Raw genomic sequence first — 23,984 nt, forward strand, 5'->3', positions numbered from 1 at the left:
ACTCCACTATAAATTTTCAATTCATTTTTTATTTTAATTTTGGATAAATATAATTTTCTATACTATATGCATACTTATTCTGTTCTTCAAGTGTATGAAATTCAAAATCAATCCTAGCGACGGCATCCGTTCCGTCTTCACATATCAAGACCTTTTCCCCTTTGTTAAAATTTTCTTCAATACCACATACAAAATCCTTTATTTCTTCAGCAATATATAACCCATCATATATCCCTTCATCCCTACTAAACACAGAGTGACGCGTCAGATATTTAAACATAGGATACCGACATTCATCCAATACATTACAATAGCTATAATCATTAACACATAATGAAACTAAGAGTTTTGTGTAATCTAAACCAGAATATTGTTCAATAAATTTAGGAACCCCTATTCCCCCTTGCCTTGTATTAATTTCAATAACAAATAATTGGTTATCTTTAGTGAAATACATTTCTATATTGAATTGACCAAATTCAAGTCCAGCCCCCTTCACAATTTTGGCCACGGTATCTTTAATTACATTCTTTTTCTCACTTGACAAATGCAATGGAGAAATATCACTCATAGGTACCATTGGTGCACCAGAACTTCTTTGGTCATTAAAGATACCATCCCACAATATTTTACCATCATAAATGAAAATATCTCCCTCTATCACGGTCAATGAAGGCATTTCAACAAATTCTTCGACTGTAACTTTTTTATTCCAAGAATCTCTAGCACTATTTTCAAACGATTTTCTTATTAGAGATTCATCAAAACTATCTATCTTAGTTATTCCTCTCGATGCAGAATTTCTACATGGCTTTATCAATACTGGCAAACTCATTTCTTTTATTGCTTGGATAGCATTTTCCATTGTATCTACATCCGTCTGCTTTGGTGCAAAAACTCCTATTCTATTTTGTAACTTTCTAAATAAATTCTTTTCTCCTATATTACGAATACTTTCTAAAGTATTACCACGCAGTCCCAACTCTTCACATACATATGCGACATTCTGCATTACAACTTCCGAATTCGATATTATCCCATCAACTTCTTCAACTTTTGCAATTTGTAATACAACCTCCCGATCCATATAATCAACCTGATAATGTTTATCAACATATTTTAGACCAGGATTTGTAGTTGTCCGATCACAAACTATAACATAATAACCAAGTTCCTTTGATTTCGATATCAAAAGTAGTTGATCATTAGCAGCACCTAATATCAGTATTTTTTTCATATATTGTTTTTGTAATAATCTTTTTCCTCTCCCCAAAGCTTCTTAAACCGTTGTACTTTCATTTCCTCTTTAAAATACTCTAAATAATCTTTCCAAGTATATGATGGTTTATAACCTAATTCATTAACTGTTTTTAAATAATCAAGGACAAACTGTGTAGAATTTGTTTTTTCTGGAGCATAAATAATTTTAGCATTGGGATTAGGATTAAAAATTTCCATTATTCCTTTCACTCTTTCTTCGATAGTGCTTCCTCCACTCGCAACATTATAAATTCCTCCTTCATGGTCTACTTCCAAAGATCTTTCGATTATCTGTAAAAAATCATAAACATGTACTGTTTCTAACAAACGTTTAGGATCTCCCCATATCTCCAAATCTTTACCTTCCATTGCACGATAAATTAAATACCTATCAGAAATAAGTACCTTTTCTCCGTCTGTATACGTGTATGGATTAGGATCATAACTATAAATTCTCGATAACCGAAATATGAAACGTTTCAAACCATATAAAGAATGATAGTGTTCAATCATGTCTACTGCTGCATTTTTAGCAATCACATACATTGCATGATCACCTTCATACGGAGCTTTACGTATAGAATTTGCAGGAATCGGAGTTTTTGTTCCAAATAAATAACTAATATCAAACAACGATTGAGGAAATATGATTCTATCCACATTGATTTTTCTTATATACTCAAGAATATTTAATGTTCCACAAATTATTGAAGATATATATAGTTCTGGATCGTAACCTTTCATAGAAGCAGGTAACATTCCTGCGAAATTCAAGACAGCATAAACATCTTTATGAGGAAGTTGATTAAAATCTTGCTTTTTACTAATATCAACCGAATAATAATGCATGTTATAATCTGCAAAAAAGCCATTATCATTTTTCCTATGCCCAACAGGAATAATTTCATATTTATCTTTCAGATGAAGACAAATATTTGCTCCCAAATTTCCAGTCGCACCAAAAACTATTATTTTTTTCATTTTCAATTATTACTAATTTAAATACAATAAATTTACTAACACTATTTTTACTGATTTATAAACAATACATCAATTCACGTTAATTCGTACCCACTGATTCACACTCGTAATTCTTTCATTTAATTGATCTACTGAAAAAAATCGAACAATCATGGTACCTATTGTATCATTAGCACCATTAAAAACAGAGACCCGATCCCCCTTCTGTATCCACAAATCAGTTTCAACAACATAACATGCCACTTCTCGAGATATTTCTAAACCTACAAATATCCCTTCTTTATCGGCATGCAATATCACTTCTACCCAATACTCATTACAAGGTCGTTGCTCCACGTTTACCACTTCATCCCCCATTGCAGCCCTTACAGTATTACTTATCAAATCCACTCCCATGGCATATTGTAACATTTCGGCCAAACGATTTCCCCCTCCTCGCGGAGATACTTCCATAATATATATTTTTCCATTTTTACCGATACGGGTTTCTACATTATAAATAGAAGTCCGCATCCCCAAAAGCTTCAACAATCGTTGTATTTCTGATGTCAACTCCTTTTCTTGTGTTTCAGTAAAAGTTGACGGCCAACTATATGCTGAAGGTGTATAAGGATTAGCTGCTTGATCATCAAAATGTTGTGCCGAAAAAGAAACAAATTTTAATTCTCCATCTACAGAAAAACAATCCGAATCAGAAGAACACCCCTCTTTTTCAATAAATTCCTCAACAATCACCCGTCTGGACATAGAATGTAAAAACGCCTCATGCAATGCATACTCCAATTCTGTTGAAAAATCAACACGTGTAACCCCTTTACTCCCCGCAGAATCTGTTGGCTTAACAATAAGAGGATAAGTAAAAACATCTGATTTCAACAATGCATCTTCTATGGAAGAAAAACCAAATGCCCAAGGCACGCTAAAACTATGCTCAGACAAAAAAGCACGAAACTTATCCTTATTCTGCAAAATACACACGGACTCATACGGTCCACAAGCAGGCAATCCCAATTGTTCCTGTACGTATGCAGCAGTCATAACACCAGGGTCTACCGCAAATGACATAATTCCATCTATCTGTAACTCCTTCGCTAACGTCAACACGGCCTCTTTATCAATAATACTCACATTGTGATACTCATCTGCATATTGATGAGCGATATTACTTGGAAGATAATCACACGTAATCACGTAATATCCTAGATTATGTGCTACTTTAATAACCGGAAGTAAATACCGTAATCCTCCCAACAATAATAATTTTTTCCGTCTACCGATATTATTCATTACAATACAATCAAACTTAGTATTCTATCTATTTCTTCCACCCCTAATTCATGATGTATCGGCAAACAAATAACACTATCTGCAATCTTACATGCTACAGACAAATTCTCTAGTCTGGCAGATTCTAATCCTCGATAAGTGGAAAATTCACTTATCAACGGGTAAAAATAACGTCGCCCTAAAACCCCGTGTTCTTTCATTTTGAAATAAAGTTCATCCCGTGTCATCCCGTATTTTTCTGCATTCACAAAAACAGGAAAATAAGAGTAATTATGCCGAACACCCGGCATATCTTCCATAAAACTGATTCCTGGAACATCCCGCAAAACTTCACGATAGCAAACTGCAACCTTGCGACGAGCTTCTATAGCCTTGTCCACTTGTTTCAAATTCAACAGACCATAAGCGGAACGCACCTCATCCATTTTTCCGTTGATACCAGGAGCCACAATCGTTGTTTCTCCTGCAAAACCAAAATTTTTCAAATAATCAATTCGCTGTTTAGTCTTTTCATCACAACAAACTAAAGCACCACCTTCCACCGTGTTGAATACTTTTGTGGCATGAAAACTTAACGTAGACATATCACCAACTTCTAACACGGACCTACCATCTACCTCCACTCCAAAAGCATGCGCCGCATCATAAATCACCTTCAAACCATATTTGTCTGCAATCTCCTGAATGCGTTTCACATCACAAGGCTTCCCATATACATGTACGGGCATAATCGCTGTCGTCTTTGGTGTAATAGCAGACTCAATCTTATCTACGTCAATATTGCATGTATCCGAATCGATATCGACAAACACAGGTTTGATTCCATTCCACCACAAAGAATGTGTTGTCGCCACGAAACTATATGGTGTCGTAATCACCTCCCCTGTAATACGCAAAGCTTGCAAAGCACATATTAAGGGAAGCGTACCATTCGTAAACAAGCTGATATACGGCACTTTCAGGTACTCACACAAAGCTTTCTCCAACTCCTGATGGTAATACCCGTTATTTGTAATCCATTTACGTTCCCAAATATCCTGCAGATAAGGCAGGAAATCATCCAAAGAAGGCAACAAAGGTGCCGTCACTGTTATTTGCTTTTGAATATCCATAATTAATTACGTCTAATAATGGCCATTAATTCTTTCATCTCTGAGAATCTCAATAACCAAGCAGTCACACTATAGAAAAGAATGCCAAATCCTATACCAGCTAACAACTGGAAAAGAATATTTGTAAAAAAGGTAACTATATAATAAACTCCGCCTCCCATAATAAAAGTCAACAACAAAATAGGCGACAAATCCAATATCTGTCGAACAAACCCAACATTTATCAATTTTCCTGTATAATAAGTATTAATTACCAAAGAAATTAGCGAAGATGCTATTTGCCCTACACACATTGTCATTAATCCCATTGGTAATGTAATAACTAGTATTACAATTCCGATTATTTTTTTTATAACCTCCAAACGTAAAAACAACTCCGATCGCCCTTTTACTTGTAACAAATTCAAATTAATCGCATGTACAGGATAAAACATCATGAATAGACATATAACTTTCAATAAATCTGCAGTAAACAACCATTGTTCCCTTAGCAAAAGAAGAACTAAAGGTGTCGATATTGCAGCAAGACCAATCATAATAGGGAAAATAATAAAAGCAACAATTCGCAATAATTTCCTATAACTTTGAGCTAAACGTTCATTGTCATTCTGTAAATGACACAATACGGGATAAGTCACTCTCTGAAAGACTCCTGTCAAAGCCGAAGCTGGAAAGTCAGCAAATTGTTGAGCCCTTGTATAATAACCCAAATCAGCTTTAGGAAAAGCCTTACCAATTACAATCAAGTAAATATTACTCCATAAAGTACTCAACAAACCTGAAAGCATCAATTTTGAACCAAAACCAAACAATTCTCGAAACGATTTCATAGAAAAACATTTAGATGGACGCCAACGTGACACGAACCACAAAACAATTGCATTAACGCCTATATTACTAAGCTGTTGTACTATAATAGACCACACACCACACCCACTATATGCCATACTTATACCTATAACACCAGATATAATAGATGCAATAACAGTAGCTTTTGCTTGAGTTTTAAAATCAATATTAATAGTTAAAATTGCCCGTTGCACAACTGTGAACGAATTAATAGCCATTCCAATCGCCATTACACGAGTTATATCAACCAATTCCGGTACTTTATAAAAATCAGCAATCAAAGGAGCAGCAACAAACAATACCATATATAAAAAGAAGCCAACCCCAATATTAAAATAAAATACTGTAGAATAATCTGCCTGTGTCCGATCTAATTTTCGAATTAAAGCTTGCGAAAAACCACTATCTATTAAAGATTGAGACACTGCAATAAATATTTGCAACATTGCAACCAAGCCATAATCTTCTGGTGTAAGGACTCTAGCCATAATAATCATAATCACAAATTGTAATCCTGCTACGGCAAAACGTTCCACACTGCTCCAAACAACCCCTTTTACGGTTTTATTCTTTAGAGATTCAACCATCTAAGATAATTATCTTGTATTTTTTAATTGATAAACAATCCTCTCACATGCCTTTCCATCTCCATAAGGATTCACTGCTTCACTCATCACACCATAATAACCTTGATCTTCCAATAAACGAGAAACTTCCTCTACAATCCTATTAAAATCCGTTCCAACCAATTTCACAGTTCCCGCCTCCAATGCCTCCGGACGCTCCGTAGTATTTCGCATAACTAAAACAGGTTTTCCTAATCCCGGAGCTTCTTCCTGAATTCCACCACTATCGGTCAACACAATTGTTGATTTTTCCATTAGAAAAACAAACGACAAATATTCCAATGGCTCAATAAAAAACATATTTTTCAAATTCGATAAACCTTTTCCAAACATTTCATGTATTGGCTTTCTCACATTAGGATTCAAATGCATCGGATAAACAAAATCCACATCTGGAAATTTTTCAACTAATGCTTTTATTGCTTTACAAATATTAATAAAACCCTCGCCAAAATTCTCTCTTCTGTGCCCAGTTATCAATACCAATCTCTTACCTGCATTTAAACGATCTACATTATACCCAGCATTGATCAAAGAACAATTCAACTCTAAATCTAATGTTTTATCATTTTTTATCCGTTCTACTACCATATACAAGGCATCAATAACCGTGTTCCCTGTTACCGTAATTTTTTCATCACAAACACCTTCATCTAACAAATTTTGACGACTTAAAGGCGTCGGTGAAAAATGGTAAGTTGCGATTCGTCCTGTTATCTGACGATTCATCTCCTCCGGCCAAGGGCTATAAATATCATGAGTACGTAAACCTGCCTCTACGTGACCCACCGGTATCTGTTGATAAAATGCAGCCAAAGCCGCAGCCATTGACGTTGTAGTATCTCCATGTACTAAAACAATGTCAGGATTAGCTTCTTTTAAAACATCACGCATTCCTGTTAAAACCCGTGCCGTCACATCATATAAATCCTGTCCTTGTTTCATGATATTCAAATCATTATCAGGTGTAATCTCGAATATATGAAGTACTTGATCTAACATTTCCCGATGCTGTCCCGTCACGCAAACAATTGTTTGAAATTGTTCCGGATATTTTTGGAATTCCTTCACTAGAGGAGCCATTTTAATCGCTTCCGGACGAGTTCCAAAAACTAACATTATTTTTTTCATCAAAACAATCTATTTTTTGTAAATACCACAAAAATCAAGAATCACCTTCTGATCTGTCCATGACAAAGTCTTGAACACGTCATGAGCGACCAACATCACGACAATATCTGCCCGGTCATAAGCTTCCTTGTAATCAGTCAATTTAAACACTTTATGTTCTTGCACGTTAGGTTCAACGACAAGAATATCTGCATTACTACAGGACTGCATCACCTTGGTTGTAATATATTTTGCAGGAGACTCCCGCAAGTCATCAATATTCGGTTTGAAAGCTAAACCCATCATGGCAATGATCGGTTTACGATGATGCTTTAACTCGAATTTCAACATCTCGTTTTGTACTTTTTCCGCACACCAGAATGCCTTGTAATTATTTATTTCCCGGGCATTAGCTATAATTTTAGATTCCATCGGGAAATCCGCTGTAATAAAGTAAGGATCAACAGCTATACAATGTCCCCCTACACCACAACCGGGTTGAAGGATATTTACACGAGGATGCTTGTTTGCCAAGTTAATCAATTCCCACACGTTTATTCCCGCTTTATCACAAATCAAGGATAACTCATTTGCAAAAGCAATCTGCACATCCCGAGAAGAATTTTCTGTCAATTTACACATTTCAGCTGTACGAGCATTTGTTCTATGTAAGGTTCCTTGAACAAATTGTGAATAAAACTCAATAGCCTTATTTGTTGACTCTTCATCAATTCCCCCAATCACCCGGTCATTATGTACTAATTCATAAATCACGTTTCCTGGTAATACTCGTTCCGGGCAATAAGCTATATATATTTTATCTTTTAATTCCGGTCGTTCACCATAAATCAAATCTCTCATTTTTTCTGTTGTTCCAATGGGGGAAGTGGACTCTATCACATACAAGTCACCAGCTTTTAATAAAGGTAATACAGAGCGAGTGGCAGCCTCCACGTAAGAAATATCCGGCTCATGATTTCCTTTAAAAGGAGTGGGAACAACCATAAAATAAGCCTCACAAGCCTCCGGCTTCAGAGAAGCTTTTAAATTCCCTGTTTTTACGACTTCTTGTAAATATGCCTCCAATCCCGGTTCCACGATATGGAGTTTCCCTTGATTTGTTAACTCGACAACACTAGGATTTATATCCACCCCGGTAACCTTAATACCGTGTTTTGCAGCAATAATTGCTGTGGGCAGACCAATATAGCCTAACCCCATGAAACAAGCTTTCATAAATTATTTTAAATTAATATATTCTTTTGTTGCTAATACATCAAAACATGAAGAAACGCACCTCAAATCCTGCTCCTCAATCTTTAACCCAGCCAAAAGGTTATTCCCAATAAGATTCATATCTCCTAGTTGTACACCCTTCCTCTTTTCCTCAATTATATTCTCATAAAACTCCTCTGCCTGAAGCCACTTCCATACATTCAATTGTTCCAGATTCTTAGAAGCTTTTTTCACACAACTTTCCCATTCCATCATTATCTCCTTTGCCAGCCTTGCACATTCCTCCTCCCCCGTAAAATAATAACAACTACACAACAACCGACACATCTCCGGAGTTCGACAAGGTAATACAATCTCATCGCTACCCTCCGGTGATATTATCCCATAAGCTGCATCTAAAGCTATATCCAGAAAATCCATGTCGGAATAGGTCAAATAAGTTTCCATCAAGTCGGCAATATGTCCAACTCGATCTTCCAATGCAATAGATGGATCTTGTATCAGATCGGCTAATTCTCCCGCTATTTCACGAATCCGTTCATGGATATCCCATTGGCTACCATACACGTCTTCCAACCACGGGTTTACTCGCACGATGGAATAGATTGAGATATACCCATGCAATAAACCGGACAACGCAGATGGAGGGAAATCTCCAATTGGGATGACCGATACTTTTTTGTACAAATCATTAAGATTCATCGCCACTATCTCTATTTAATTTTTTCTAGGAATGATCCCGGAATATAAGAGGTTGCCACAGAAACGACCCCTTCCAGGCGCACTATTACGCGTTTATGCCCCTTTATGCGGAGCAATTCTCCTTCAAGCCCTATTAGCGGCCCTTTGATTACTTTTACCCGATCACCTCGCTTCAACTCTTCATTAATCACCTCCACGGTGGAATCTGAAAAGTCAAGCAAGAACATGAAATCACGCATTTGCTTATCGGGAACAATCAACAAATGACGAGTTTCTAAATCTTTCAGGTAAACGACGTTTAAACCATGTTCATTCAGTAACGAGAAAGCTGTTGTTTGATCCGTTCGAATAAAAATCAAATGAGGGATCAAGATTACCCGCACGTTTTTCCTCCCGGAAGAAGTTTCACGAACCTCATCACGCATGGGGAGATAATTTTCTATCTCCAAGTGATCTAACCGCTTTTTAATCGTTAATTCCTGATTGATTTTAGTGTACGCCGCATACCAATGCAATGTTCTCGTACCCTCTGACATATTTATAGTTTGTGAAATCTGGAAATTCTCGTGATTGATTAATAAAAAATTTATATATCACGATTGACGTAGATACGCTTCGCGCACTAACCTTTAGAATCAGGCTTAACTTTTTATGCCCATGTGCCTCACGCACCATCCTTAAACAGGTACAGTACGTAAAAACTGTCTTTTGGAAGAATTATATTCATCCCCACGCAAATAATCTGATTTTACTGATTCTAGACTGTTGATCTAAAAAAACGATCGATTATTGCGTTGCAAATATACTAATTTTTCATGCTTACAAATGGAATGCAGATATTTTTTTTCTTTTTAACCATCAGGAGGTTGACATATTTGCCCAAAATGAAAAATTATTAAATGTGTTAATATCATCAATCGATCGTTTATTAACACAATAAACATTTCAATATCAATCCCTTTTTATCATCCTACTTTTCTTTGGACAAATCTTTTGTTTCCTATTGGTACACAAACTTTAACACACATAAAAAACGGATGAGAGTATCTACGATTATTCCCTCATCCGTCACAATTTCTTAATTAAATATCCAAACTCACGTTAACTGGAAATACCCCGAACCCGAAAAGCGTGTATTATCCACAGAACCAAAGAAATAAAAGAGATGAACTGGATTCTGTTCCTGTAAAGCAAGCTCTACCGTAGCATCCCCATCTCCCCTACATATAGGCAATCGGTCAAACGAAACGTCTCGTCGTTCGTCCTTATATTTCTTATGAAAACGATCCAGATGTAGAACGAGAATACAAACGTCCATTTTCTTTTGATAATCTTCCTGTAGTCACGAAATATAGTCCGATTTGTCCTACAACACCATTATGAGATTGAGCTGGTATTTTGTTTTTAAGCAACAGCGCAGAAGCCATATATACAAACGGCATAATACTTATCCCTTGTCTTAATTATTTATGACAGTCATTATTGTAATTCGAATTATATAAAAAACCTGAAAACGACAAAATTCATTTTCAGGTTCCTGTACTCATGCTACTCATCTCAATAATTCTCTACCAGCAATTCAAAGAATCCTTGCGGATGGAGACAAGCCGGACAAACTTTAGGAGCCGTGGGGCCCTCGTGGACATACCCGCATTTGCGACAATACCATTTTACCGTTTTCGGACGTTCAAAAAGAATACCATCCTGCAAGTTCGACAAGAGTTTCCGATACCTTGTTTCATGATTTCTTTCCGCCTCGATAATCATACGGTACATCACGGAAATGTCCTTAAATCCCTCCTCTTCGGCCACTTTGGCAAATTCCGGATACAAGTGATGCCACTCGTCATACTCACCCTCCGCGGCCTCAACCAGATTACTGGCCGTGTCCAAAATAACCCCGGCAGGATACGCAGCAGTGATCTCCAACATTCCACCTTCCAAACGACTGAAGAAACGTTTCGCGTGCATCTCTTCTTGCAAAGCGGTCTCGTAGAATATGCCCGCTATCTGTTCGTATCCCTCTTTTTTCGCTACTTCAGAGAAAAAAGTATACCGATTTTTTGCCTGTGATTCTCCGGCAAATGATTTTAAAAGATTGGCCTCTGTTAAAGAACCCTTTACACTTTTGTTCATGGTTTTTCCTTTTTCTTACGGGGAAAGGACGTTTTAAGTTACAAGCTATGTAGATCCAAACCTGTAACCGGTCAACCTGCAACTTGTAACTACTACCCATCAAGCAAACTTGATGGTAGTATAAATACCCCACATTTTAAGCATTTCTCTCCTTTAGTTGCAAAATATTAAGATATACTTTTGTATGCAAAAGAATTATGACGAGTAATTTTTCCATATAGAGTTAGTTATGTCAGAGATTTTAAAGAAGTTACAAAAAGATATTCATTTCATCGAAGGGTTGAATAGCTGTATGAATTGCGGGGTATGCACGGCAATTTGTCCGGCAGCCGAATTCTATAACTATGACCCGCGGGTGATCGTGGAAACCGTGCAACGGGGGAATGAAGAAGAGATCGAAGAGTTGTTGAAAAGCGACACGATCTGGTATTGCGGGGAATGTATGTCTTGTAAAACCCGTTGTCCTCGCTGCAACACGCCGGGCCTCGTGATCATGGCATTAAGAAAAATATCGCAGGAACTGGGATATTTTGTCTATTCGGAAAAAGGACGTCAACAATACGCACTTAAGCACGTGATCGGGGAATCCATCCTCAAAAGAGGATATTGCGTTACTCCCGACTTAGTGAAACCGGAAATGCACCCGGAGCAAGGTCCCGTGTGGGAATGGATATACGAGCATCTGGACGACGTGTACGAACGTATGCACTCAAACTATCGTCAACCGGGAGCCGGAGCCTTACGGGAAGTGGATTCGGAAAGTATGGATGAATTGCGGAAAATTTTCGATGTTACCGGGGGAACTGAATTCTTGGAAAAAATTGACAGTTGCTCCCAGCACGTGGCCGACGAAGAGAAAGTCGATCTGGAAGAGGCTTATTTCCTGAAAACATACATGGAAAACAGCGGGAAACACCAGTAAAAAGAATTTAAAATTTAAAGTTTAGAATTTAGAATGGGAATGCGCAGGGAAATCTAAAATCTAAAATTAAAAATCTAAAATTGAAAGATGAATTTAGAGGGTAAACAACAGATATGGAAGGATTATCAGAAAGAGATAGCCGATGATCACTATTTTTACGCGAGAAGTTGTATTCGCCAGACTTTCTTCCCGGGTTCGGAATGGGCTTACTTGGATATTATGAAGAATAAACTGGCGAAAGATGTTATTGATGATCCGCGACACACGACTTGCACCGGGATCGGTTATCATTCGGACATCGTTCCGGCAGAAACAATCATGACAGTAGTCGCCCGTCATTTTGCCCTCATGACCGAGGCCGGGTACGAAAACATGACACCCTCCTGTATCACATCTTTCGGCATTTATACCGAGATATTGGAGACATGGCACCACCACCCGGAAGTTGAAGAAAAAATCAGAGAATTCCTTTGGAAAGCCACCAAACGGGAATTTAAAAAACCTAGAAATCTTGCTCACACATCAGACATAATCTATAAGTTCAGAAACGAGATCGCTGCCCAGGCAAAATACAAGCTGGTGGACGTTCACACGGGAAGACCTCTCCGGGGAGTGGATCACATCGGGTGTCATTACTCGAAAATGTTCCCCACGAAAGGAATTGGTGGAGCCGAATTTCCGGCCGTATTATCCGGTATGATTTATGCCTGGGGCGGCGATGTAATCGATTACCCAGAAAGAAGACATTGTTGCGGTTTCGGTTTTCGCCAGTATCTCGTGATGGCCAACCGGGGATATTCCGTGGCCAACTCGAAAAAGAAATTTGAATCCATGCAACCTTACGAACCCGACTTTATCGTGGCAAACTGTCCGGGGTGCGCCATGTTCATGGATAAATGGCAATACACGATCAGCGAGATGGAAGGAACCACCTACGGGCAGGACGGCTACGGTATCCCCGTGTTGACCTACGAGGAACTCACGGCACTCGTTTTGGGGTATGACCCGTGGGAAATCGGGTTGCAGATGCACCAGGTTTCCGTGGAACCCTTGCTGGACAAAATGGGCATCCCGTACGATCCGGAAGCGAAATTCAAAAACATCCGGGGAGAAGACATCGGGGTTCCCAAATGCCCCACGTACCTAAGAGTGTCAAAATTATAATGTTAAACCACAAAATTGGAAAAAGAACCATGAAGTCATTCATTTTCAACTTTCAATTTTCAATTTTCAATTAATATATGGCAAAAGTCATCATCATCGGAGGAGGTCCGGCAGGCTGCGAAGCCGCACATCAACTGGCAAGTCAAGGAATCGACGTGGAATTAGTCGAGAAAAACAACGAAACCGGCGGTAACTTGAACAATTGGTACCAATTGTTTCCTGACCGGAAATCCGCCAAGGATCTGAACGACATATTAAAACAAAACCTGAATCACCCGAAGATTCGGTTACATCTAGGCATGGAACCCCGGAAAATCGAGAAGAACAAAGAGGGTAGATTTCTTGTACCTCTCAGCGACGGCAGCTTGCTTGAAGGTGACACCCTATTGGTTTCCACTGGCTTCAAACTTTTCGATGCCCGCCGGAAAGAAGAGTACGGCTACGGGATATATGAAAACGTGATCACTTCCGTGGAACTGGAGAATATGTTCTACAACCACTCGATCAGAATGGCAAACGGGAATACCCCCAAACGCATCGGGATCATCCATTGCGTGGGTTCCCGTGACGAAAAGGTATGCAACTACCATTGCTCCAAACTCTGTTGTATCACCGGGGTAAAGCAAGCCATTGAACTTCGGGAACTATTACCCGACACGGAAATCTTCTGTTTCTACATGGATATGCGTATGTTCGGACCGGGTTACGAGGAAATGTACCGGGATGCCCAGGAAAAATACAATATCAAATTCGTGCGGGGCAGATTGTCCGAGGCCGCAGAAAACATGAACAAGCAATTACAGATCAAGGTGGAAGACACGCTTGTCGGGAAACCCTTGCGCATGACGCTTGACATGATGATCCTATTGGTCGGTATGGAATCCTCGGAAGGTAGTCGCCAGATGGCAGACACGCTAGGCTTGAACTTGGCTCCCAATGGTTTCATCAAATCCCAAGACCCGCACTATCGCAACAACAACACGAATGTCGAAGGTGTTTTCGTGGCCGGATGCGGAAGTGCCCCGATGAACCTGACCGACACGCTGGCCGATGCCCGTTCGGCAGCCATGAATATTATGGAATACGTGAAACTTAAAAAGATTTTGTGATTGTCGATTCCAGGATTCAGTGATTAAAAAGAGCGTTGGATAGAGGGGAAAAATCAATGAATCGGAAATCACTAAATCAAGAAATTAATAGGATTTAAAATTAAGAGATGATCAATTTTTGGGGTTATAGCATATCGGAAACACGGAGTATCAATTATGATACGAACGACAAATCCATGACGGAACATATCGCACGTGTCGTTCCCAGCAGCAAATTATGTATTGGCTGTGGCGGATGCACGGCAGGATGCACGGCAGGGAATCTCACGGACTTTAACATCCGGAAGATACAGATGCTCATGAAGCGAGGCGAAAATAAAGAGGCGAAAGAGCAATTACAGAAATGTATGTTGTGCGGAAAATGCATGCTGGTCTGCCCAAGAGGCGTGGAAACCCGAAAGATGATTTTAGAAATGCTCAACTATATAAAAACAAAATTGAAAAGCTGAAACCAATTATTATGCAGCAATACGAATACACGAACAAAATATATTACGATCACTTTGTCCTGCCGTTCACGATCGGACTGGTCGTGCTACTGGGATACTTGTGCGTGAAATACTACAAGTGGATCAAAAGCTTTCCGAAAGAAGAACGTAAAAAAATCCGCAAAGGCTTGTTCAGTTTCAAGACCATTCGTTCCGGTTGGGAAATCTTCCGGGAAAGCTTGTTGCATCATAATATATTCAAAACGAACCCGATGCTGGGATACATGCACATGACCTTTGCTTTCGGATGGTTCTTGTTGATCGTTGTCGGGAAAATCGAATCCATGGTTTACCATACCAGTGCTTTCAACCCACCTTATTTTGCTATCTTTTTCCGTTATTTCCACCCGGCAAAAGAGACATTCCCGTACAGCGAGTTTTTCGCGTTCTTGATGGACTTGATTCTGACATTCCTATTAATCGGTATCTTACTGGCTGTCACCAAACGTTTCTGTTCCCGCATTTTCGGTATGAAGAAAACCACGAAACAACGGGCTTACGATTTGCTTATATTAACCGTACTTTGGCTTATTTTCCCGGTACGTTTCCTAGCAGAAAGTTTCACTAGCGGTCTGAACGGTGGAGGTAGCTTCCTCACGCATAACGCGGGTGACTTTTTCAGCGGATTTCTACCCTTAGAAAGTTTATCTTATCCTGCTTGGTGGCTTTACTCCTCCTTGCTTGGACTATTCTTCCTACTATTACCATTTTCCCGGTACATGCATATCCCGACTGAAATGGTCTATATCTTCCTAAAAAACTGGGGAGTAAAACAAGGTAAAGAATATAACGGATTCAGTGAAATACAGGTCAATTCCTGTTCCCGTTGCGGAATATGTATCAACACTTGTCAATTAAACACGTCCTGTAATATAAATGACACGCAACCCGTCTATTTTCTCCGTCGCCTGCGTAATCGAGAGGAATATGCCCAACAAGCGGAAGACTGCCTGATGTGCGGACGTTGCGAGAATTCATGTCCCGTGGGCATTAACCTGAATGCCATCCGCCAAAGCAAAAGACCGGATATATTAAGAGTTACAAAAGACACGTATGCTTATGTTCCCCAACCGAAAGTGAAACCCGCTAAAGTCGCTTACTTTGCCGGATGTATGAGTCATCTTACCCCGGGCATTATAAAATCCATGCAACAGATTTTCGAAAAGGCAAAAGCGAACTACACGTTCATTGATGAACAAGCCGGAGTTTGTTGCGGGCGTCCGTTAGCTCTTTCCGGGAACTGGAAAGCGGCGCAAGTGGTCATGGATAAAAACCTACAAATGATTGATGCCTCACAGGCCGATATATTGGTTACCTCCTGCCCGATCTGTTACAAAACTTTCAAGGAGGATTACCTGTTGAATATAAAAGTCATGCACCACACGGAATATATCGACATGCTGATTCAGGAAGGGCAATTAAAGGTCAACGCCCTTGATCTGAAGACCGTGTTCCATAACCCGTGTGAACTGGGAAGAGGCTGCGGTGTCGTTGACGCCCCCGAAAGCGTATTGAAACAAGTAAGTCAGAAAATCTCGACAGCCTATGACGGGAAGAAATCACTCTGTTGCGGGGGTAGCTTGGCAAATACGGCCATTGATTCCACGCAAAAAACGAAAATTAGTAGTGATACCGTGAAAGCATATGCGGCATACCAGCCGGATGTTATTGTCACGGCCTGTCCGCTATGTAAAAAAACATTGGGTAAAACCTCACCGGAAATCCCGGTAAAAGATATTGCAGAACTGGTTGCAGAAGCCTAAAATAAAAACGGGATTCACTATTTTTATGTGAATCCCGTTTTTATTTCTCGACTAAAGAAAAACTTAATCTTCAAGTTCCGCTCTTACTCCCTCAATCTGTTCCACGTTCAAATCGCTCTCATTACTATTTGTGGCAATGTCATAATGTGGAAGCGGGTTTTTCTGTAACTCGATATTTTGTTCACGATGCACGCAAACATCCATCGCCAAATAAAGAGCATTACGAAGTCCTTGTTCATCACCCAGATTCTGACCTACAATATCATAATGAGGATCTGTTAAAGACATCGAACAAATCACAGGTAACCCGGCAATATAACAAGCGGCACTTTCTTCGTCCACGGACTTAAATGCCACAACCCCCTGATCGTAATACATGGCGAGAACAGCGTCAAATTTCTCGTACATTCTCTCCGAGAAGAAACGTTCGGCAGAGAATGGGCCAATGGCCATAATTCCCTCTTCTCTAGCTCGCTCAATCGCCGGAATAATAACATTCACTTCTTCATCTCCATTCTGACCGCAATTTACCTGTGGGTTTAGCCCCAGAACAGCAATCTTTGGTTTCAAAATAGTAAAATCCTGACGCAAAGTATCATCCAGCAAGGTTAATTTCTTGAAGATATTCTTTTGTGTAACTTGATGTGGCACATCTCGTAATTTAACCTGTTCGGTCACGAAACCCATCTTTATCTTTTCGCTCACCAAGATGGACATAATATCCGTGGTATTATAACGCTTACCCAAATATTCCACCAAAGACCCGGCCTCTTCCGTGAAGAACGCATTCGGTCCCTGAGGAGCCAGCGTCAACACATCAATCTCGTCCCGATCCAATTGATCCAAGGCATATTTCAAAGCAACCATAGTAGCCTGATCCGATTCGGGAGTCTCTTTTCCAAGATCAACCTTCACGTTATCATCCACGCAATTGATGATATTGGATCGTTTCCCGTTGGCCTCACCCGGCTCACGAATCGTGTTTAAACTGAAGTTCTCAATATTTAATACCTTCCGGTAGTAGGCGGCCACTTTAGGCGACCCGTATAGGATAGGAACACACAACTCACAAATCCGATTCTCTGCCAACAATTTTATGATCAACTCATAAGATATTCCGTTTACATCCCCGTGCGTGATTCCTACATTTAATCTGTTTTCCATGTTTTAAACCATTTCGTTTGCACAAAGATAATGAAAAAGTCGATATTTATCGATAAAAAAAGAGGGCATTGCCCTCTTTTACTCTATTCTTGATTTTCTTTTCTTTCCGGTCTAGGACCTCTGTCCCGATGGGGACGATCTCCCCGATCTTGTCTAGGTCCGCGATCTTGACGTTCGCCTCTATCTTGGCGCTCGCCGCGATTTTGACGATCGTTTTGCTCCATACCTTCCGGTTTAGGCAACAACACCTTACGGGAAAGTTTGAATTTTCCGGTTTTCGGATCAATATCGATCAATTTCACACGTACCCGATCTCCCTCTTTCAATACATCCTCCACTTTCTCTACGCGTTTGTGATCGATCTCGGACACGTGCAACAAACCGTCTTTACCCGGCAAGAACTCCACGAAAGCACCGAAAGCGGTGATTGTCTTTACAACTCCCTCGTAAATCTCTCCGACTTCAGGTTTGCAAGCAATAGCCTTGATGCGGGCAACGGCAATCTCGATAGATTCTGCATTGGTGGCAGCAATATCCACGATACCCTGATTACCCACTTCTTCAATAACGATAACCGCTCCGGATTTCTCCTGAATATCCTGAATAATCTTTCCTCCGGGGCCAATGATCGCTCCGATCTGATCCTTATCCACCGTAAGCGTAACCATACGCGGCGCGTGCGGTTTCAAGTCAGGACGAGGTTCAGGTAAGGTTTCCTTAATAATATTCATGATGTGTAAACGACCTCTCCGGGCTTGATCCAGAGCTTTCTCCAGAATCTCGTAAGGAAGACCGTCTACTTTAATATCCATCTGGGTGGCGGTGATACCGTCTACCGTTCCGGTTACCTTGAAGTCCATATCTCCCAAGTGATCCTCGTCACCCAAGATGTCAGACAACACGGCATATTTCTCGTTATCGGTGATCAATCCCATAGCGATACCCGTTACCGGTTTCTTGATCGGAATACCGGCATCCATCAATGCCAAAGTTCCGGCGCATACCGTTGCCATGGAAGATGAACCGTTAGATTCCAAAATATCAGAAACAACACGTACCGTGTAAGGATAGTTGTCCGGCAACATACGTTTCAACGCACGATGAGCCAAATTACCATGTCCCACTTCACGACGCCCCACACCACGACTAGCTTTCGCCTCTCCCGTTGAGAACGGCGGGAAGTTATAGTGCAACAAGAATTTTTCTTTTCCTTGTTCAGTAGCCTCATCTATAATCTTTTCATCCAGCTTGGTTCCTAAAGTTACCGTGGACAAAGACTGCGTTTCACCGCGGGTAAAGATAGAAGAACCATGAGGTCCCGGAAGAGGTCCGGCCTCACACCAGATCGGGCGAATCTGTTCGGTCGTACGTCCATCCAGACGTAACCCCTCATCCAAAATCATTCTCCGTACAGCCTCTTTCTCCACGTCATGATAATAACGGGAAACCATATTCTTCTTCGCCTCCCTCTCTTCTTCCGGAAGTGATTCCAGATACTCTTCTTTCACCTCGGTAAATAACTTTTCGCGTAAATGCTTGTCGGCATTACATTGACGGGCAACGGCATACGCTTTATCGTAGCATTTAGCCCAGATGTCTTTACGCAACTCTTCATCATTCACTTCATGACAATAAGCCCGTTTTTCTTTATTCACGGCTTTTGCCAATTCCATTTGAACCAAACAATGATCTTTAATAGCTTCATGAGCAAATTTAATAGCGTCGAGCATTTCTTTCTCGGAAACCTCGTTCATCTCACCCTCAACCATCATGATATTCTCGTAGGTTGCAGCAACCATAATATCCAAATCGGCAGTTGCCAACTCGCTCTTCGTCGGGTTAATCATCAACTCCCCGTTTACACGAGCTACACGTACCTCGGAAATAGGACCGTGGAAAGGAATATCACTCACGGCAATAGCTGCAGAGGCAGCCAATCCGGCCAAACAATCCGGCATAGACTCTTCATCAGCCGAGTACAACGTTACCTGCACGAAAGTTTCCGCATGATAATCATCCGGGAACAAAGGTCTCAGAGCCCGGTCAATCAGACGGGATACCAAAATCTCGTAATCGGAAGCTCTTCCCTCTCTACGGGTGAAACCACCGGGGAAACGTCCTACCGCTGAAAATTTTTCTTTATAATCTACCGACAAAGGCATGAAGTCCACGTCCGGACCTGCCTCTTGCGCGGAACAAACCGTAGCCAACAACATCGTGTTGCCCATTTTCAGCATGACAGCACCGTCCGCTTGTTTGGCTAATTTTCCGGTTTCCAATGTTATTACCCGACCATCTTTCAGGGTAATGCTTTTTTCAATAATGTTCATAGAAATAATAAAACTGTTAAAATACTAAACATTTTAACGGAATTCTTTTTAGATAAAAGGAGGAGGAGGGGAGGATTAAAAGTAAAACGACCCGGACGACCCGGGTCGTTTTTATGTAATTATTTACGTAAATTCAATGCTTTAACGATAGCACGATATCTATCGATATCTCTCTTCTTCATGTAATCAAGCAACGCTCTACGTTTTCCAACCAATTTAATCAAAGATCTTTGAGTAGCGAAATCTTTGTGGTTTTTCTTTAAATGCTCAGTTAAATGAGCGATACGGTAGGAAAATAAAGCTACTTGTGACTCAACAGAGCCGGTATCTTTATTAGACTTCCCGTACTGTGAAAAAAGTTCTTCTTTCTTTTCTGATGTCAAATACATGATGTACAGTCTTTTAGATTTAATATTAATTTTAACGCCGCAAAGATACGTTTTATTCCGACATAAACCAATCTTTTCCAACCCTTTTTGTATTTTTGTATTCCAATTTTCCACAAACAAAAAGAAATACAGATGAAGATATTTATATATGTAATATTACTTTTCATCCCCACGCTATCATTCGCTCAACGAGCCAAGATCGCGTTCGAAAAGACCACGTTCAACATGGGACTCGTGCAGGAAAACGGGGGAAAAGTAACTCACGAATTTAAATTTACAAACAAAGGGAAAGCTCCCTTGTTGATAAAATTTATTGAAACCACGTGTGGTTGCACTACTCCCAAATGGAACAGGAAACCCATTCCTCCCGGAGACAGTAGCGTGATCACCGTCACGTTCAACCCGAAAGATCGCCCCGGCGTGTTCTCGAAAAAGATTATCGTGTACACGAACGCCACTCCCCCGAACATCGTATTGCGTTTAGAAGGAGAAGTCATCACGAAATCGGTTGACATCCCGACAACCTACCCCATCGTGGTGGGTAACTTACGTTTCACCACGGACACGATCCACTTAAAACAGGCAGAGACGAAACACCAAATCATAAACATGATCAACACGGGTAAAAAGAACATATCGATCCTGTCGATTTTCAAACCCGACTACTTAGAAGTGGACTGTACCCCTCTCACGTTGGGCAAGGAAATGATGGGTAATCTCATCATCCGGTATCTCCCGAAACACGCGGACAAGATCAAGCCGGATGATTACGTCCTCATCAAAACAGATCAGGGAACGACACACAAGTTCATGATCTCGAACAAGTAATTTTCAATTTTGTACTTTCAATTTTCAATTCAATATGATTTATCCCGAAAATTTTGAATCTAAAATAAAATTCGACAAAATAAGACAACTTATCAGCAATAACTGCCTGAGTGACATGGGCCGGGAACTGGTCAGCGCCATCAAGTTCTCCACCGATGCCGGATGGATCGAAACCTCTTTGGCCGAAACCTCCGAATTCATGCGGATCTGTCAAGAGGAAGAGAACTTCCCGGTTTCCTATTACCATGATGCCCGTCCCTTCTTGTTGCGTATAAAAGTAGAGGGTTTGTTTCTGGAAGTAAACGAGCTGGTTGTCTTAAAAAATTCACTGGAGTCGCTGAACGCCATCATGCGGTTCTTCAACACCAAACAAGAAGTTTACCCTCATCTGGTAGCCCGGGCCGGAGACGTACGGGTATTCCCCTATATCCTGCAACGTCTGGACTCGATCGTTTCAAAATTCGGGACAATCAAGGATACCGCCTCACCCGCTTTAGGCAACATACGTCATAGCATTGCTAAAAAGCAATCCGGAATCTCCCGACGTATGCAATCCCTGTTGCAGAAAGCACAGGAGGAAGGATGGGCCGACAAGGACAGCAACATTGCTATCCGGGACGGTAGAATGGTGATTCCCGTGCCTGCCGCCTTCAAGCGGAAATTAAATGGTATCGTGCATGATGAATCCACCACCGGGAAAACCTCTTATATCGAACCCGCGGAAATCATCGAGACGAACAATGAAATCCGGGAACTACAACTAGAAGAAAAACGGGAAATCACCCGTATTCTCCGGCAATTTGCCGACGATTTGCGTCCTTATATATATGACCTGATTCCGGCCTATGATTTCATGGCATTCGTGGATTTCGTGCGAGCAAAAGCACTCTTTGCCATCCGGGTGAATGCCATCGTCCCCCTTTTTGAAGATACCCCTTCCATGCTATGGTACAGGGCAAAGCATCCCCTACTCTACCTAAGCTTGAAAGCAAACGGGAAAGAGGTTGTTCCCTTGGATATTGAAATAAATGAAGATCAGCGAATCATCCTAATTTCCGGTCCTAACGCGGGTGGTAAATCCGTCTGCCTGCAAACAGCCGGTTTATTACAATATATGTTCCAATGCGGCGTACCCGTACCCGTGGAAGAATCCAGTAAATTCGGGATATTCCACAAAATACTCATTGACATGGGAGACGAACAGTCTCTTGAAAATGATTTGAGTACATACAGCTCGCATCTGGTAAACATGAAGAATTTCATCCGTTACGCCTCGCGGGATACGCTTATCCTGATCGACGAGTTCGGTACGGGAACCGAACCCATGCTGGGCGGAGCGATAGCTGAAGCCATTTTAAATGCTTTAAATAATAACCAAACGAGAGGTGTCATCACGACACACTACACCAATTTAAAACATTTTGCCTCTTCAGCTTCCGGAATTGCAAACGGGGCCATGCTTTATGACAGCCATCGGATGTTGCCGCTTTTCCAACTGGAGATCGGGAAACCGGGTTCGTCTTTTGCATTCGAAATCGCCAAGAAAATCGGGTTACCCAAAGAGATTTTGGACGATGCCGCCAGCAAGATCGGTGAAGACCGGGTAAATTTCGACAAGCACTTGAAAGAAATCCTACGGGATAAACGTTACTGGGAAGAAAAACGGAAACGCATCCATGAAAATGAAAAACGCTTGGAAGAAGTGCTGGAGCGTTATAAAAAAGAACTGGACGATGCCTCCAAACTCCGGAAAACAATCATCCAAGAAGCCCAAGAGAAAGCCAAAGAACTCATCTCCGGGGCGAACAAAACGATAGAAAATACCATCCGGCAAATCAAAGAAAGTCAAGCCGAAAAGGAGCAAACCCGACTGGTTCGCCAAACATTCGAGGAAGAAAAACGACGGTTACTGTTCAGCGAAGAAGAAGAGGAAGAACGACTGAAGAGAAAAATCGAGAAATTGAAAAACCGGGAAAAGAAACAAAAGGAAAAAGGGAAACGCACCCAAACCTCCACGTCGGAAGAGACCGATCAACAGCAACAGGCGCCGACTTTCAGCAAAGGAGATCTCGTGCAACTGGATAATAAAGCCGTGGGTGAAATTATCGAAATTAACGAGAAAAACGCGGTTATCGCTCTCGGCGGTCTCATGACTACCGTGAAAGTGGAACGCCTCTCGAAAATATCGAACAGTGCTGCCAAGAAAATCACGCAAAACAGGATGCCACGCCCCTCTTCCAATTATCTGGAAAACATCAGCCAGAAACGCATGGATTTCAAACCGGAGATCGACGTACGAGGACTACGGGGAGACGAGGCGCTCATGAAAGTATCGGAATTCATTGACAATGCCGTCATGCTAAACATGAAAGACCTCCGTATCTTACATGGAACAGGTACAGGAGCCCTTCGGCAAATCATACGGGATTTTTTAAAGACCAATCCGGTCGTGGGTTCCTGCGGGGATGAACATGTACAAATGGGAGGCTCGGGAATTACCGTGGTGAAACTGGATATATAAACCACAC

21 protein-coding genes are annotated in these 23,984 nt (G+C 40.9%); 7 read left to right on the top strand and 14 right to left on the bottom strand.

Annotation, left to right across the window (positions count from 1 at the left end; all coding sequences use genetic code 11):
- Positions 1-28: 28 nt before the first annotated feature.
- From R8806_RS07685 to rbr, 11 genes are all read right to left on the bottom strand, one after another.
- Positions 29-1,237, bottom strand: a complete 1,209-nt coding sequence (locus R8806_RS07685; protein ID WP_151412151.1) for an ATP-grasp domain-containing protein — start codon at positions 1,235-1,237, stop codon at positions 29-31.
- Positions 1,234-2,241 (bottom strand): NAD-dependent epimerase/dehydratase family protein, encoded by a 1,008-nt coding sequence (locus tag R8806_RS07690; protein ID WP_124318196.1) that lies wholly within the window; start codon positions 2,239-2,241, stop codon positions 1,234-1,236. Before R8806_RS07690 ends, R8806_RS07685 begins: the two co-directional genes overlap by 4 nt.
- A 69-nt stretch (positions 2,242-2,310) precedes the next feature.
- Entirely contained in the window at positions 2,311-3,528 is a 1,218-nt protein-coding gene (locus R8806_RS07695; protein ID WP_124318195.1) for an ATP-grasp domain-containing protein, read from the bottom strand.
- Positions 3,528-4,640, bottom strand: a complete 1,113-nt coding sequence (locus R8806_RS07700; RefSeq protein ID WP_124318328.1) for a DegT/DnrJ/EryC1/StrS family aminotransferase — start codon at positions 4,638-4,640, stop codon at positions 3,528-3,530. Before R8806_RS07700 ends, R8806_RS07695 begins: the two co-directional genes overlap by 1 nt.
- Before the next feature lie 2 nt (positions 4,641-4,642).
- Positions 4,643-6,076 (bottom strand): lipopolysaccharide biosynthesis protein, encoded by a 1,434-nt coding sequence (locus R8806_RS07705; protein WP_151412150.1) that lies wholly within the window; start codon positions 6,074-6,076, stop codon positions 4,643-4,645.
- 9 nt (positions 6,077-6,085) lie between these two features.
- Positions 6,086-7,246 carry a non-hydrolyzing UDP-N-acetylglucosamine 2-epimerase gene (gene wecB, locus R8806_RS07710; protein WP_124318090.1) on the bottom strand — a complete coding sequence of 387 codons (1,161 nt, stop codon included), beginning with the start codon at positions 7,244-7,246 and terminating at the stop codon, positions 6,086-6,088.
- 9 nt (positions 7,247-7,255) lie between these two features.
- The gene (wecC, locus tag R8806_RS07715) at positions 7,256-8,461 is read right to left on the bottom strand and encodes a UDP-N-acetyl-D-mannosamine dehydrogenase (protein WP_124318091.1); all 1,206 of its coding nucleotides are present in this window, start codon (positions 8,459-8,461) and stop codon (positions 7,256-7,258) included.
- Positions 8,462-8,464: 3 nt separating this feature from the next.
- Entirely contained in the window at positions 8,465-9,163 is a 699-nt protein-coding gene (locus tag R8806_RS07720) for a hypothetical protein (protein WP_124318092.1), read from the bottom strand.
- Between the two features lie 11 nt (positions 9,164-9,174).
- Complete coding sequence (locus tag R8806_RS07725) at positions 9,175-9,699, bottom strand: UpxY family transcription antiterminator (protein WP_124318093.1); 525 nt, start codon at positions 9,697-9,699, stop codon at positions 9,175-9,177.
- 560 nt (positions 9,700-10,259) lie between these two features.
- Positions 10,260-10,481 (bottom strand): hypothetical protein, encoded by a 222-nt coding sequence (locus R8806_RS07730; RefSeq protein WP_124317179.1) that lies wholly within the window; start codon positions 10,479-10,481, stop codon positions 10,260-10,262.
- A 239-nt stretch (positions 10,482-10,720) separates the two neighbouring features.
- The gene (gene rbr, locus R8806_RS07735) at positions 10,721-11,299 is read right to left on the bottom strand and encodes a rubrerythrin (protein ID WP_124317180.1); all 579 of its coding nucleotides are present in this window, start codon (positions 11,297-11,299) and stop codon (positions 10,721-10,723) included.
- Positions 11,300-11,528: 229 nt separating this feature from the next.
- Here rbr and R8806_RS07740 point away from each other — a divergent pair, with 229 nt between their 5' ends.
- From R8806_RS07740 to R8806_RS07760, 5 genes are all read left to right on the top strand, one after another.
- On the top strand, positions 11,529-12,221 hold the full coding sequence (locus R8806_RS07740) for a 4Fe-4S dicluster domain-containing protein (RefSeq protein WP_117775459.1): 693 nt from the start codon (positions 11,529-11,531) through the stop codon (positions 12,219-12,221).
- 87 nt (positions 12,222-12,308) lie between these two features.
- Positions 12,309-13,385 carry a CoB--CoM heterodisulfide reductase iron-sulfur subunit B family protein gene (locus R8806_RS07745; protein ID WP_124317181.1) on the top strand — a complete coding sequence of 359 codons (1,077 nt, stop codon included), beginning with the start codon at positions 12,309-12,311 and terminating at the stop codon, positions 13,383-13,385.
- A 77-nt stretch (positions 13,386-13,462) separates the two neighbouring features.
- Positions 13,463-14,494, top strand: coding sequence for an FAD-dependent oxidoreductase (locus R8806_RS07750; RefSeq protein ID WP_124317182.1), 1,032 nt, complete (start codon positions 13,463-13,465; stop codon positions 14,492-14,494).
- A 107-nt stretch (positions 14,495-14,601) separates the two neighbouring features.
- Positions 14,602-14,943 carry a 4Fe-4S dicluster domain-containing protein gene (locus tag R8806_RS07755; RefSeq protein WP_027200982.1) on the top strand — a complete coding sequence of 114 codons (342 nt, stop codon included), beginning with the start codon at positions 14,602-14,604 and terminating at the stop codon, positions 14,941-14,943.
- 11 nt (positions 14,944-14,954) lie between these two features.
- Positions 14,955-16,745: a (Fe-S)-binding protein gene (locus R8806_RS07760; RefSeq protein ID WP_221230340.1), complete on the top strand. Its 1,791-nt coding sequence runs from the start codon at positions 14,955-14,957 to the stop codon at positions 16,743-16,745.
- 63 nt (positions 16,746-16,808) lie between these two features.
- Here R8806_RS07760 and R8806_RS07765 read toward each other — a convergent pair whose 3' ends face one another.
- The 3 genes from R8806_RS07765 to rpsO form a co-directional block, all read right to left on the bottom strand.
- Complete coding sequence (locus R8806_RS07765; protein ID WP_124317183.1) at positions 16,809-17,909, bottom strand: PdxA family dehydrogenase; 1,101 nt, start codon at positions 17,907-17,909, stop codon at positions 16,809-16,811.
- A gap of 83 nt (positions 17,910-17,992) precedes the next feature.
- The gene (gene pnp / locus R8806_RS07770) at positions 17,993-20,239 is read right to left on the bottom strand and encodes a polyribonucleotide nucleotidyltransferase (protein WP_124317184.1); all 2,247 of its coding nucleotides are present in this window, start codon (positions 20,237-20,239) and stop codon (positions 17,993-17,995) included.
- A 119-nt stretch (positions 20,240-20,358) separates the two neighbouring features.
- The gene (gene rpsO / locus R8806_RS07775; protein ID WP_087422516.1) at positions 20,359-20,628 is read right to left on the bottom strand and encodes a 30S ribosomal protein S15; all 270 of its coding nucleotides are present in this window, start codon (positions 20,626-20,628) and stop codon (positions 20,359-20,361) included.
- A gap of 132 nt (positions 20,629-20,760) precedes the next feature.
- Between rpsO and R8806_RS07780 the strand changes: the two genes are divergently transcribed.
- Complete coding sequence (locus R8806_RS07780; RefSeq protein WP_124318179.1) at positions 20,761-21,456, top strand: DUF1573 domain-containing protein; 696 nt, start codon at positions 20,761-20,763, stop codon at positions 21,454-21,456.
- 34 nt (positions 21,457-21,490) lie between these two features.
- Positions 21,491-23,977: an endonuclease MutS2 gene (locus R8806_RS07785; protein WP_124318180.1), complete on the top strand. Its 2,487-nt coding sequence runs from the start codon at positions 21,491-21,493 to the stop codon at positions 23,975-23,977.
- The last annotated feature ends 7 nt before the right edge of the window (positions 23,978-23,984 follow it).

It is taken from the genome of Butyricimonas faecihominis, assembly GCF_033096445.1.
In the GTDB taxonomy this organism is placed as follows: domain Bacteria; phylum Bacteroidota; class Bacteroidia; order Bacteroidales; family Marinifilaceae; genus Butyricimonas; species Butyricimonas faecihominis.